General features: G+C 70.6%; 13 protein-coding genes. 4 read left to right on the top strand and 9 right to left on the bottom strand.

From position 1 onward, the window contains the following. Positions 1 to 31: 31 nt before the first annotated feature. The 4 genes from ACZ6Z8_RS36320 to ACZ6Z8_RS36305 all read right to left on the bottom strand — a co-directional run bounded on the left by ACZ6Z8_RS36320 (position 32) and on the right by ACZ6Z8_RS36305 (position 4,653). A complete protein-coding gene (locus ACZ6Z8_RS36320; RefSeq protein WP_465614277.1) occupies positions 32 to 775 on the bottom strand; it encodes an SOS response-associated peptidase in 744 nt (247 codons plus the stop codon). A 239-nt stretch (positions 776 to 1,014) separates the two neighbouring features. Continuing rightward, positions 1,015 to 2,643 carry a B12-binding domain-containing radical SAM protein gene (locus ACZ6Z8_RS36315; protein WP_465614276.1) on the bottom strand — a complete coding sequence of 543 codons (1,629 nt, stop codon included), beginning with the start codon at positions 2,641 to 2,643 and terminating at the stop codon, positions 1,015 to 1,017. Then, entirely contained in the window at positions 2,636 to 2,866 is a 231-nt protein-coding gene (locus ACZ6Z8_RS36310) for a hypothetical protein (protein WP_465614275.1), read from the bottom strand. The genes ACZ6Z8_RS36315 and ACZ6Z8_RS36310 overlap by 8 nt, the downstream gene beginning before the upstream one ends. Before the next feature lie 245 nt (positions 2,867 to 3,111). Then, positions 3,112 to 4,653 carry a tyrosinase family protein gene (locus ACZ6Z8_RS36305; RefSeq protein WP_465614274.1) on the bottom strand — a complete coding sequence of 514 codons (1,542 nt, stop codon included), beginning with the start codon at positions 4,651 to 4,653 and terminating at the stop codon, positions 3,112 to 3,114. A gap of 229 nt (positions 4,654 to 4,882) precedes the next feature. Here ACZ6Z8_RS36305 and ACZ6Z8_RS36300 point away from each other — a divergent pair, with 229 nt between their 5' ends. Continuing rightward, on the top strand, positions 4,883 to 5,323 hold the full coding sequence (locus ACZ6Z8_RS36300) for a hypothetical protein (protein ID WP_465614273.1): 441 nt from the start codon (positions 4,883 to 4,885) through the stop codon (positions 5,321 to 5,323). Between the two features lie 37 nt (positions 5,324 to 5,360). Here ACZ6Z8_RS36300 and ACZ6Z8_RS36295 read toward each other — a convergent pair whose 3' ends face one another. Next, entirely contained in the window at positions 5,361 to 5,954 is a 594-nt protein-coding gene (locus tag ACZ6Z8_RS36295; RefSeq protein ID WP_465614272.1) for a DUF5134 domain-containing protein, read from the bottom strand. A gap of 320 nt (positions 5,955 to 6,274) precedes the next feature. Here ACZ6Z8_RS36295 and ACZ6Z8_RS36290 point away from each other — a divergent pair, with 320 nt between their 5' ends. Continuing rightward, entirely contained in the window at positions 6,275 to 6,475 is a 201-nt protein-coding gene (locus ACZ6Z8_RS36290; protein WP_465614271.1) for a hypothetical protein, read from the top strand. A 32-nt stretch (positions 6,476 to 6,507) separates the two neighbouring features. After that, positions 6,508 to 6,990, top strand: coding sequence for a DUF6328 family protein (locus tag ACZ6Z8_RS36285; RefSeq protein WP_465614270.1), 483 nt, complete (start codon positions 6,508 to 6,510; stop codon positions 6,988 to 6,990). Between the two features lie 79 nt (positions 6,991 to 7,069). Here the strand turns inward: ACZ6Z8_RS36285 and ACZ6Z8_RS36280 are convergent, their stop codons facing one another. The 3 genes from ACZ6Z8_RS36280 to ACZ6Z8_RS36270 form a co-directional block, all read right to left on the bottom strand. After that, positions 7,070 to 8,092, bottom strand: coding sequence for a YihY/virulence factor BrkB family protein (locus ACZ6Z8_RS36280; protein ID WP_465614269.1), 1,023 nt, complete (start codon positions 8,090 to 8,092; stop codon positions 7,070 to 7,072). 128 nt (positions 8,093 to 8,220) lie between these two features. Continuing rightward, the gene (locus tag ACZ6Z8_RS36275) at positions 8,221 to 8,817 is read right to left on the bottom strand and encodes an NADPH-dependent F420 reductase (RefSeq protein ID WP_465614268.1); all 597 of its coding nucleotides are present in this window, start codon (positions 8,815 to 8,817) and stop codon (positions 8,221 to 8,223) included. A 46-nt stretch (positions 8,818 to 8,863) separates the two neighbouring features. Continuing rightward, a complete protein-coding gene (locus ACZ6Z8_RS36270; RefSeq protein ID WP_465614267.1) occupies positions 8,864 to 9,682 on the bottom strand; it encodes a 3'(2'),5'-bisphosphate nucleotidase CysQ in 819 nt (272 codons plus the stop codon). 137 nt (positions 9,683 to 9,819) lie between these two features. Between ACZ6Z8_RS36270 and ACZ6Z8_RS36265 the strand changes: the two genes are divergently transcribed. Continuing rightward, the gene (locus ACZ6Z8_RS36265; protein ID WP_465614266.1) at positions 9,820 to 10,728 is read left to right on the top strand and encodes a LysR family transcriptional regulator; all 909 of its coding nucleotides are present in this window, start codon (positions 9,820 to 9,822) and stop codon (positions 10,726 to 10,728) included. Positions 10,729 to 10,790: 62 nt separating this feature from the next. On the opposite strand, the gene ACZ6Z8_RS36260 is transcribed toward ACZ6Z8_RS36265, so the two are convergent. Then, positions 10,791 to 11,633 carry an alpha/beta hydrolase gene (locus ACZ6Z8_RS36260; protein WP_465614265.1) on the bottom strand — a complete coding sequence of 281 codons (843 nt, stop codon included), beginning with the start codon at positions 11,631 to 11,633 and terminating at the stop codon, positions 10,791 to 10,793. Positions 11,634 to 11,735 lie beyond the last annotated feature (102 nt).

Here is an 11,735-nt window from a genome sequence, read left to right as displayed (position 1 = left end):
CAAGGCCGGGCTCAGCCGGGTTCGGCCGGGATCAGTCGGCGAGCCCCAGCGGGTCCGGAGCGGTGTCGAGCAGCTCGGGCCCGTTGTTGCGCACGCTGTTGACGGTGGGCGGCACGGCGCGGACCCGCAGGGCGCCGTCGGCGGGGCGGCGCAGCAGGTGGTGGAGTTCGGCCGGGTCGGTGTGGCCGGGGGAGAGCCAGGTGGGGAGGTCGTCGGGGGCGATGGTGAGTGGCATCCGGTCGTGGACGCGCCCGGCGGAGTCGGTGGCGTCGGTGGTGATGACGGTCGCGGTGGCGAGCCAGGCGAGCGGGTCGTCCTCGGGGCGGGTCGGGTCGCGCCAGAACTCGTAGAGGCCGGCCATCAGCATCACGCCGCCGGTGCTGAGGAAGTACGGCTGCTTGTACTTCTTGCGGTCCTCGGTGGCGGGCACCTCGCGCCACTCGTAGTAGCCGTCGGCGGGGATGACGCAGCGGCGGGCGGCGAAGGCCTTGCGGAAGGCGGGCTTGGTGTGGACGGTCTCCGAGCGGGCGTTGATCATCCGGGCGCCGCCGGACGGGTCCTTGGACCAGGAGGGGACGAGGCCCCAGCGCAGCGGACGCAGCTGGCGCAGCACCTCGCCGGTCTCCTTGTCGAGGCGTTCCAGAACGGCCGGCACCGGGTCGGTGGGCGCGACGTTCCAGCTCGGCGCGAGGGTCTCGGCCGGGTCCCACCGGAGCTCTCCGAGCAGCGAGACGAGGTCCTGGGGCGTGGTGGTGGAGACGAAGCGGCCGCACATGCTCCCCAGCCTGCCACCCCACACGGACAACCGCGGCCCGCAGCGCGCCGGTCGGCCGCCCGGCGTGGCGGCGGCGTGCCCCCGGGGGCGTGTCCAGCGGTGAACGCGGCGGCCTCGCGGACGTGGAGCAGCACGCCCGTGCCGGCGCGGGCCGTGACGGTCGCGGTGAGCGGCGGCGGACCGCCCGTTCATGACGGCGCTGGCCGTCATGAACGGCCAGCGCCACGGGGTTCCGTCGGTCAGTGGACCTGGGGTGCCAGCACCGGACCGCGGATGGCGTTCAGCCTCACTGCCTCGGTGAGGGCATCGACGTTACCCAGGAAGTAGCCGTTGCGCAGTTCCAGCAACCGGGTGCGTACGCCTTGGCAGGTGGCCCGTGCGGCGGCCGGGTCGAGCAGCGAGCGGTCGCCGTGCTCGAAGGCGGTCGCGGAGTCCTCGACAAGCCGGAAGAGCGCCTGATTGCACTCCGCCGTGAGTGCGGCCAGTGCGCGGCGGTACTCCTGTCCGCCGGTGAGGCCGGGGACGAGTCGCTCGACAGTGATGAACTCGTCCCAGGCCCAATGCAGTTCGTGTGAGATGCCCTCGTCGCTCACCCACTGGCCCGAGACGGGCTTCAGCTGCCGGTAGTAGTCCGTCAGCCGGGGGTCGAGGAAGTCGTAGTCCGGGCGGGTCACATCGCCGCGCAGCCTGCCCTCGCGTTCGAGCTGGTCCCGGATCGGGGTGCCCCCGTAGGGCAGCATGCGGCAGAAGGTCGCGGCGCTCGAACCGTCTCCTACGATCTGCCGGAGGAAGCCGATGTTGCCCCGGACCGAGTCGAAGGTGCTGGACGGGTCGAAGAGCATGAAGCCGTACATGAAGTGCAGGCCGACGTCCTTCAGAATCTGCACGCCGGCGAGATTCTGCTCGACCGTCAGCTGCTTGTGGAGAATCTCAAGGCCGGCTTCGACTCCGGACTCGATGCCCATGTAGACGAGGAAGAGCCCGGCGTCCCTCAGTTTGGTGAAGAGGTCGGGCTCCACGTACTCCGCCCGGCAGCTGATCTTCCAGATGACGCGTTCGGCGAGTCCCGTCTCGTGCATCCGCTCGGCGAGTTCGTCCACCCACTTGCGGCCGGCCCTGCCCCAGAGCGGGAAGTCGTCGTCCTGGAACAGGAAGACCCGGGCGCCCTGCTCGCGATGGAGCAGCAGCATCTCCTCGATCACCGCTGCAGCCTTCCGGACCCGGACGGTCTTTCCGGGTGCGGTTCGGTAGAAGGTGTGGATCGAGCAGAAGGAGCAGCGGCGGGCACAGCCACGGCTGGCCAGCAAGGGAACCGTCGGGAACCCGACGATCCGCTCCGGCTCGTTCGGCCGGTACGGGAAGGGCAGCGAGTCGAGGTCCTGGATGAGCGGACGGGTCGGGCTCTCGGTCACCGCCCCCTCGGACAGGAAGGCGAGGCCGGGGGTCTGGCGCCAGTCCTTGGCGGCGGCGAGCCGGTCGACCAGCTCCACCAGGGTGTGTTCGCCCTCGTAGCGGGCGACGCTGTCCAACTCGGGCATTTGAGCGAGCAGTTCGTCGTGACACAGGCTCGCGTAGTGCCCACCGATGGTGAAGTGGCTGGTCACGCCCGCTCGGCGGAGTTCGATGGCGACCCGGCGGAACTGCGGCAGGAAGAACTGGAAGATCAGCGAGAAACCGACGACGAGGGGCTGCGCGCCGTCCGCCGCCGGGGCGAGCCGGGCCGCGATCCGCTGCGGCCCGTCCCGCACATCGATCAGCTCGACGCTCCGGCCGTGCTCCCTGAGGACGGCGGCCAGGTACCCCATGCCCAGGTTGCCCTGGTCCTGGTAGCCGATCAATACGACCTCGGGCGAGCCGACGCTAACCATTGGCGCCGGAGATCAGCGCGGCGGCCTTCCTGGCTCCGTCGGCGACCGCCTGGTGCACAGCCGCAGCTGCCTCCAGGCGGACGGCGATCAGCTGGTTCCGCACGTCCGGTGCGAGCTTGTCGAGGACGAACTCCATGTCGATGGGGTCGCCCGGATGCGTCCGGTGCGGGAAGGGCCACGCCAGGAACGTGGGCATGTCGGGACCGGTGGGTGGTGTGGACATGGTGGAAGCTCCTTCGAGTGGGGGTGCTGTGCTTGCGGAGCACCCTAGATCACTGAGAGTGACAAATCGGACCTTTCGGTCATCACTGGCGTGTCGCCTGCGCCCCCGCCAACCGGAGAACCCCGCACCTCTCCCGGCCTGCGGGTGAGACCCGGGGCGCGATCCGCCGGGCCTCGACCCGCCCGTGGGATCGAGGCAGTGACGGTCATCGAATCGGCCGGCGAAGGCGGCGCCGGCCGATCGGGTCACACCGCGGTGAGGCTGATCCTTTCGAAGCTGGGCTGCGGTGCCGGGACGGCGCCTGCGGCGGCGGCATCTGCGGGCGTCGGTTCGGGTCTGGCGATGGACGGCACGATGGAGACCGAGATCGGGCCCTCCGGCAGCAAGCCCTGTTCGTGCAGCCGGTGGACCTGCTCGGTGATGTCGAAGCGGACGTCGTGGCCGCCGTGGTCGTGCGCCAGACCGTCGGCGTCAGCCGCGCCGAAGAAGGAGATCCAGCCGACGAAATAGGGCCCGGTCGGATCGAGTTCGCCACCGGGGTTGTTGAGGAAGACGTGGAACGGTGTACCGGGCGGCACGTCCGTGCGCACACCGTGCACGGTGAGGATCAGGCCGGTCTCCGGCACGTCGCCGGCGACCATGGCCTGCATGGTCCGGCCGGCGTCGGCGGCGGCTTCCATGCGTACCTCGGTCGGCCCGTGGACGCTGAGAACCTGCCGGGGATTGGCGGCGGCCGCGGCCAGCACGCGCCCGCCCGTTTGGGCGGCCGTGGCCGGCGGCAGGACCGCCGGCCGGGTTCCCGTTCCCTCGGTCAGGGCCTCGTACCCGTAGTCGAGCGGATCGATGCCCAGGAAGTCCTTGCTCGTGGGCTGCTGCATGCTCCCGTTCTCGTCGAAGAACGTGAACTGGTGGTCCAGCCAGGACGTGTGGTCCGGATTCTCGTTGTCCTTGCTCAGCCAGCTCGACCAGAGCCGGTCGATGTTGCTGTGGTGCAACCAGAAGATCGGATCGCGGGCGGAGCCCGCCACCATGCCCATCCAGCCGCCGACGCCGCCGTGGACCTGGTTGTGCGGGACGTTCTCCAGCTCGCCGAAGCCGAGGCGGAAGTGAGCCATGGTGGTGTAGGTGATCTCGCTGGCGAAGCTGGGCTGGTCCGTCTGACGGCTGCGCGTGGCGGAGAAGACCGTCTGACTCATGGCACGGAAGGGATTGACGTCCACGTACTGGAGCACCTCGAAGGCCGAGTTCTTGCCCAGGCCGCGGTGCGGGGCGTCCCAGACGTTCGCGGGGGCCACTTGTGCGTCGGGAAGGTAGAGGGGGTTGTCGACGGTCAGGTCGGTGCCGCCCGGCCGGGACGGCATCTTCGGGGTGCGGAAGGCCTCCGGAAGGGCACGCGAGGTGAAGTCGGTGATCGGATTCCCGTCGGGTACGTCCAGCGCGTAGTTCCAGTACGGCAGGGCCCAGGTGGTGGAGGGGTCGGGGGTGATCTTCTCCTCGGCGGCGATCTCCTTGATGGCGGACCGGACGATCTTCTCGAAGTACCACAGGTAGCCCCGGTGCCACGGCAGGAAGAACCAGCCTCCGTGCGGACATTGGTTGAAGGCCGCGTTCGTCTCCGCGATGGTGGGCGGGACACCGTGGATACACCCTTGGAAGACCCAACTGGTGGGATCCGTGGGCGGCCGCTGCTGCATCCTTCCCACGGCTCGGGCGTACCAGTACAGCACCGGATCCCAGGCGTCCATCTGGCTCGCGTCCCGGCGGACGAACGCGACACTCTCCGTCATGTCTACTCCTCGATGTGGGCGGGACGTCCGGGTGGGGCGCCCTGCTGAGCCACTGATCCGTACCGGCGCCGACGACCGCCCACGTCACGTTTCGCTCACAAACGTTCCGACAGATGAACCGACCGCCCCATCCGGACGACTGCCGGTGGCGGCCCGCGCACCGGTCGCAGCAGCCTGGGCTGGCGCGACGTGCGCAACGCCCTTGCCCAGGAGAGACAGGAGAGACGACATGGATGTCGCGGAGCTGACCGGGACGTATACCTACCGGAGCTTTCTCGATCTGCCCGATCCCGTCGACGACTTCAACAACCTCCGGTTCGCGCAGCTGGAGCTGAGGCTCGTGGCCGAACCGGACGGCGCGGTCAGCGGGGAGCTGGTCTTCTCGGATGACCCCGGGACCGAACCCATCGAGATGGACATGACCGGAAGGGCGACGTGCACGGACCGCATCGCGTTCGCCCTGACCGGAAGGGGCAGGCCGAACAGTCCCGTCTCGGACTTCCACTACGAGTACAACGGCGTCGTCCTGCACCACTGGCCGCGGGGAATCGGCCAGCGGGTGACCCTCGCCGGGACGGTGCTGCGCGCGGAGGACCACGGCAGCGGTTCGACCCTGGCCAAGGCCGGACAGACCGCCAGCTTCCTGGCCGTGAGGCGCGACGACAGCTGAGGCCCTGCCGGGGCGGCGGCTCCTGAACGATCAGTGGTCAGCTCATGCCGACCAGCATGTAGAACATGCCGATGGCCATCACCGTCCGCCGTGCGGCAACCAGTCCTGGGGAGGTCGACGCCACGGGTGTCCGCGCACCGGTCGGGCGAAGGCCTGCGGCCCGGTGCGGCAGCAGGGCACCGGCTCCCCAGGCGGCATAACCCAGGAAGTACGCAGCCAGTACGAACAACACCCATGCAGGCACCGCCCCGTGGGTGCTCCCGTGGGCGACACCGCCGTTGGCGTGGTGATGCTCCGGCGCCATGGACACCACCAGGGCGGCCATCGCGGCAGCGCTGAGGACGTGGTGGGGATAGTGCTGCCAGGCGCCGACCAACGCCGGGTGGCAGCGGCGTCTCACGCGTCCCGCCACGAGGAGTGCCGGCCAGGCCGCGGACGAGGCCAGCAGGGCCGCCCAGAGGACGCGTGGGAGGGGGTCGAAAGCCGGCGCAACCATCGCGACCATGCCGAGGGCCATCACGATCTCGGTGACTTCCAGCCGGCGGTCCGCGTACCCACGCCGCACGATGACGAGCACGCAGTGGGCCGCGCACCAGCCGGTCAGGGCGATCAGCAGGGCAGTGGCGATCACGGGCTCTTGCACGGGAACCCCCGGTTCCATGCTTGCACTCGACCTGGAACGGAGACGCCGGCCGCCGAAGAGCCCTGCGCGGCCGGGGCGGGCGGCTGCAGGCCCAGGCTCTCCTTCCACCACAGTAGGCCGGGGTGCCGTTCGTCGCCCGGGGAGCCGGACGAGTGCGGAGACGTCCTGGGCACCGGTGGAGTTCGCCCGCACGGTGCGGCCGTGACACAGCCATCGTGCCCCATCCGGTTGCGGCCCGCCTCCTCGCGGCCGACCCGGACAGCCCGCTCCGGTAGCGGGCTGCTCGGCGAGCACCGATGGTCGAAGCCATGGGTACGAAGAAGTGGACTGCGGCCGTCGTGCACTGCCTGCCCGGCACCGTGCCGGGGACGGCCGCCGTGCACGTCAGCGGACAGGTGCGCCTGAGCGGCCGCTGGGTCAGGATCCGCCCCGCCGACGACGGCGACGAGACGTGGATCTCCGCAGCCGCCGTCCAGCGCATCGTCTGGAACGCCGGCGCACCGGACTGAACCCGGGGCGACACGCTGGACAGGAGGCACAGGTGCCACAGGGCGCGTCCGGCCGCGACGAGACAGCCGCAGAACAGGCGGACCGGCTCTGGGACGAGATGCTCCAAGAAGTCCGGGTCTGCCAGACCGGTGCCCAGATCCTCTTCGGCTTCCTCATCTCGGTGGTCTTCACCCCCCGGTTCACCGCGCTGCCCACCTTCGACCGCTATCTGTACGTCGCCACCGTGATGCTCGGCGCGGCCGCCACCGCCGCCCTCGTCGCCCCGGCGGCCTTCCACCGGGTCCTCGCCGGCCGCGGCATGAAACCCGAACTCGTCCGCGCCGCCGGCCACCTGATCACCACCGGCCTGGCCCTGCTCGCCCTGACCATCACCAGCGCCCTCCTGCTCCTGCTCCGCACCGCCCTGCACGCCTCCACCACCGCATGGGTCCTCAGCGGCGCGGTGCTCCTGTTGTTCATCACCTGCTGGCTCATCCTGCCGTTCCTAGTGCTGCGACGGGAACGACACCGCTAGCGGCAACTGCGGCGCTCCTGGCTCGCCCGTGTCCTCGGCCGCGCCGCCCTTCCCCGTGAAGTCACCCCCGCAGAAGAGGTCAGTCTCGGCCGTCGCCGTGCTCGTCGTCCGGCCAGGTGCGGGTGTCGCGCGGCGGCACGTACGGCTCCTCGTCCGGCGGCATGCCGCCCTCGATGGCGCGCTCGCGGGCCAGCTCGGCGTCGAACTCCAGTCCGAGCAGGATCGCCAGGTTGGACAGCCACAGCCACACCAGGAACACGATCACCCCGGCGAGCGTGCCGTACGTCTTGTTGTAGGAGCCGAAATTGGCCACGTACGCCGCGAACCCGCCGGACAGGACCAGCCACAGCAGGACCGCCAGCACGCTGCCCGGGGAGACCCAGCGGAAGCCACGGCCTCGCACGTTCGGCGCGGCCCAGTACAGCACTGCGATCATGAGCGACACCAGCACCACCAGCACCGGCCACTTCGCGATCGACCACACCGTCACGGCGGTCTGCCCCAGACCGATCACGTCACCGGCGCGCTGGGCCAGCGGGCCGGTGAACACCACGATCACCGCGCTGGCCGTCAGGAGGATCATCATCAGCAGGGTCAGGCCGACCCGCAGTGGTGTGGTCTTCCACATCGGCCGGCCTTCGCGGATGTCGTACACGGCGTTGCCCGCACGGATGAACGCCCCGATGTAGCCGGACGCCGACCACAGGGCGCCGGCCAGGCCCACCACCGCCAGCACGCCGCCGGTGCCGCGGCCGGACTCCAGCTGGGTGACGGCGGTGTGCAGGATGTCGCGTGCCGGCCCGGGTGCGAGCTGTTGCAGGTTGTCCAGGACCGCATGGGTGGCGGAGGTGCCGACCAGGCCGAGCACCGACACCAGCACCAGCAGCGCCGGGAACATCGCCAGCACGCCGTAGTACGTCAGCGCGGCGGCCCGGTCCGACAACTCGTCGTCGAGGAACTCCCGCCACGTGCGCTTGAGCACTCCGAGCCAGCCCCGCCCCGGTACCTGCGTCGGTTCGTCCGGGCCCTGGTCAGCGGCCTCCTGCGGGCCGCGGACAGGGCCGCCGTCATGTTCACCGTGTGCTCTTCGGAACCATCCCATGGCGGGCGTCTTCCCACCGCCTCCCGCTCACACGCGTCCTTCCGGAAAGAGCGCCGTCGCGGGACCCGTAGCCGGCCTGCCGGCGGCCACCGGGGTTGCCGGCGGGCGGTCGCAACCCCGGGGGCGGGTCAGCGGGCGATCGAGATCGCGAAGGGCGCGAAGCCGCCGGACCGGATGACGTACGGGACGAAGAGGATCGCGGCCTCCGTGGCGCGGGCGGTCTGGATGCAGCCGAGATCGGTGATCCACTCCTTGCGCCAGCCGAGGTCGGTGAGCAGTTCGCCAACGGTCTGCTTGGCCTGCGGGTCGTCGCCGGAGAGGAACGCGGTTGGCGCCTGGGTGAGAGTGGCCGGCGCGGTCATCACCGGGAAGAGCATGGTGTTGAGGGTCTTGACGACACGGGTTTCGGGGAGCGCGTCCTGGAGTTGCTCGGCAAGGCTGGAGCCGGGGTGGATCAGACCGGCGGGCAGGCCGTCCGGTCCGTCGGTGGTGGCGTTGGAGACGTCGACAAGGATCTTGTCGCGCAGCTCCTCACGCAGGGCGGCGAGCCGCTCCAGCGAGCCGGCTCCCGGGGTCGCGTTGATGACGATCCGGGCTGCCCGGGCGGCGTCGGCGGCGGAGCCCGGCGCGCGGTCCGCCACGGTCACCTCATGTCCTGCCCGGGTGAGGGCTGTGGCCAGGCTGCCGCCGACACGGCCGTTTCCGAGAACTGCGATCGTGGTCATGATGAGGTGGTCCTTTTCGTGAGCGCGGGTGGGCTGTGGTGCGCGGTCAGCGTGAGAGCGTCGCGACGGCCTGGGCCTGGACACCGGGCGCGGCGGCCAGGAAGCTCTCGCTCTGCGGGGTCCATGGGCGGCCCTGGGCGTCGGAGACCTGTCCGCCGGCCTCGGTGACGAGCAGCGCCCCGGGCAGCAGGTCCGCGCGGGCGCCGGCGAACTGCCAGAAGGCGTCGATCCGGCCGGCGGCCACGTTGGCCAGGTGCAGGGTCGCGGGCACGGTCGTGCGGACGACGAGCGCGTCGAAGAGCATCGCGGTGATCGAGGAGCCGACCCGCCGCACGACCTTCTCGTCCTCGTCGGGGCGGGCCTGGCTGGTGGCCACGATGCTCAGGCCGAGGTCCGCGGTGGGGGAGACGTGCAGCGGTCGGCCGTCGAGGTGGGCGCCGGCGCCGGTGAGCGCGGTGTAGGTCTCGCCGGTCAGCGGCAGGTGGACGGCGGTGAGCACCGGCTGGTTCTCACGCACGAGGGTGGCGGTCACCGCCCACTCCGGCAGGGCGTGCAGGTGGTTGACGTTGCCTTCGGCCGGATCCACGACCCACCACTCGCCGGGCGGCAGCGCCCCGCCGTCCAGTTCGTCCTCCACCCAGCCGGCGTCCGGGCGCAGGCGCGTGAGGCGGGGGCGCAGGATGTCGAGGGCCGTGTCGTCGTTGACGGCGAGCGCGCGCATCAGTTCTTCGCGGCTCCGGTGGCGGACCACCTCACCGAAGCGCTCGCGGAGCGCGGAGCCGGCCACGCGCACGGCGATGGCGGTCCGGTCCAGCAGGTCCGCGTCGGAGGTGGCGACGTCAGTGGTCCGAAGCGTTTCGGGCATGGTGAACTCCCTTGTGCGTAGGGGGTGGTGGGGTCGTTCGGGCTGAAACGTGCGCTGTGTTCGGTGCGCTGGTATCGAAGGTATCCAGCCCGTTGATTAACTTCAAATGCATGTAAAGCACGCCTAGGATTACTCACATGCAATTGGATTTGAATCTGCTGGCCGCGCTCGACGCGCTGCTGGAGGAGGGCAGCGTGGCCGGGGCAGCCGCGCGCCTGCATGTCACCGCCCCCGCGATGAGCCGGAGCCTGGGCCGGATCCGTCGCACGACCGGGGACCAGATCCTGGTGCGCACCGGCCGGACAATGACCCCGACGCCGTACGCGATCGCCGTCCGCGAACGGGTGCACGAGCTGCTGCACCAGGTCCAAGGGGTTCTGGCGCCGAGCCGGGAACTCGATCTCGCAACCTTGGAGCGCACCTTCACCCTCCGCTGGCACGATTCCCTGGTTGCCCTGAGCGGCCCCGCACTGCTCTCGGCCGTGCAGGAGGAAGCGCCGGGCGTGCGATTGCGCTTCGTCGCGGAATCGAGCACCGACACCCCCGAGTTGCGGCGCGCCGAGGTCGACCTGGAGGCGAACGCCAACCGGCCGAGCGCACCGGACATCCGTGCCGAGAACGTGGGCGAGACCCGCCTCGTCATCGTCGTGCGGCAGGGACACCCCCTCACCCGCATCCGGACCGTCACCGTGGAGCGGTACGCCGCCGCTGAGCACGTCACCGTCTCGCGACGCGGAAACCTCAGCAATGCCGTCGACGACGCCCTCGCCCGGCTCGGCCTCACCCGCCGCGTGGTGGCGAGCGCGCCCACGGAAGCGGCCGCTCTGGAATTCGCGCGCGGCTCCGATCTCCTGATCAGCGTCCCCGAAGCCACCACGCGCTCCGCCGTCGCCGACCTCGGCCTGGTCGTGCTCCCCCTGCCACTTGAACTGCCGTCGGCACCGGTGTACCTGTCATGGCATCAGCGCTACGACACCGACCACGCCCACGCCTGGCTGCGCGGGCTGGCGCGAACCGCGCTGGCCATGGGTGGAGCGTCGTCGTAGTCGGCGCCGTCCGGCCGCTCACCCCAATGGTCGAGGCCCTGCGCACTGCCCGTCGCTGCCGATCACAGGCTCAGCAGCAGGTCCCGGACCGTGTCGGGCTGGGACAGGAACGGGTGGTGGCCGGCGTCGAGTTCGACGACGCTGCCGGCGCGGCGGGCGAAGTCGCGCTGCAGGCGTGGCGGGGTGCCCCGGTCCTGGGCGCAGACGAGGTAGGTCGAGGACACCTGGTGCCATGCGGCCGCCCGGACCGGCTGCCCGGTCACCTGCACGCTCTGCCGGGCGAGGTGATCCGCCGCCTGCGCCTGGATCTCGGGGTCGCAGTCCTGCAGGAAGGTGTCCACGAGGAGTTCGGGGCGAACGCCGAAGGTGCCGGCGTCGGGGTCGACGTCGAGGAACGGGGCGGGGCTGCCGTCCCCGAAGTCCGACAGGCTCTGCCCGACCTCGGGCAGGTAGCTGGAGATCATCACCAGATGGCGGACCGCCCTGACACCCGCGGCGGCTTCCGCAGTGACGATGCCACCGTAGCTGTGGGCGACCACGACAGTGGGTTCATCGCTGTCCAGCAGCACCTGCCGCACCGCCGCGACATCCTCGGGAAGCCCCGGACCGCCGTGACCCCCGGGAAGGCCCGTCTCGCCACAGCTCGGCAGCGCCGGCGCTACGCTCCGCACCCCTCGCTCCCGCAGCAACTCGGCCGTGCGATGCCACCACCACGATCCGTCCCGCACGCACGCTCCGTGCACGAACACGACCCTCACCGCTGCCTCCAGGTCCGCCTTTGCTGCCTTTCGACCAACGATAGGAGTAGCCGCCGTTGGCGACGGGGACCCGAAGCACCGACGCCGGACCGAGCGTCCGCGTCTACCCGCACTGCGCTGGCCATTGCCGTCCGGTGCTTGCACCATTGAGTTGTAGACAGCTTCGTGCTTTCCCCGCGGCGGACAGTGCCTTCCGGCTTGGAAGGTGCGCGTTGTTATGCCGCATCCGCTGGGGAGCGCAGTTCCCCG

Source organism: Kitasatospora sp. NPDC101108, from assembly GCF_055584725.1.
This window is presented reverse-complemented; position numbering and strand designations above follow the sequence as displayed.

Coding starts and splice junctions, on each gene's coding strand:
- ACZ6Z8_RS36280 (WP_465614269.1), bottom strand. CDS start 8,092: ATGGGATGGTTCCGAAGAGCACACGGTGAACATGACGGCGGCCCTGTC.
- ACZ6Z8_RS36290 (WP_465614271.1), top strand. CDS start 6,275: ATGGGTACGAAGAAGTGGACTGCGGCCGTCGTGCACTGCCTGCCCGGC.
- ACZ6Z8_RS36260 (WP_465614265.1), bottom strand. CDS start 11,633: ATGGTGCAAGCACCGGACGGCAATGGCCAGCGCAGTGCGGGTAGACGC.
- ACZ6Z8_RS36270 (WP_465614267.1), bottom strand. CDS start 9,682: ATGCCCGAAACGCTTCGGACCACTGACGTCGCCACCTCCGACGCGGAC.
- ACZ6Z8_RS36305 (WP_465614274.1), bottom strand. CDS start 4,653: ATGACGGAGAGTGTCGCGTTCGTCCGCCGGGACGCGAGCCAGATGGAC.
- ACZ6Z8_RS36315 (WP_465614276.1), bottom strand. CDS start 2,643: ATGGTTAGCGTCGGCTCGCCCGAGGTCGTATTGATCGGCTACCAGGAC.
- ACZ6Z8_RS36300 (WP_465614273.1), top strand. CDS start 4,883: ATGGATGTCGCGGAGCTGACCGGGACGTATACCTACCGGAGCTTTCTC.
- ACZ6Z8_RS36310 (WP_465614275.1), bottom strand. CDS start 2,866: ATGTCCACACCACCCACCGGTCCCGACATGCCCACGTTCCTGGCGTGG.
- ACZ6Z8_RS36275 (WP_465614268.1), bottom strand. CDS start 8,817: ATGACCACGATCGCAGTTCTCGGAAACGGCCGTGTCGGCGGCAGCCTG.
- ACZ6Z8_RS36320 (WP_465614277.1), bottom strand. CDS start 775: ATGTGCGGCCGCTTCGTCTCCACCACCACGCCCCAGGACCTCGTCTCG.
- ACZ6Z8_RS36265 (WP_465614266.1), top strand. CDS start 9,820: ATGCAATTGGATTTGAATCTGCTGGCCGCGCTCGACGCGCTGCTGGAG.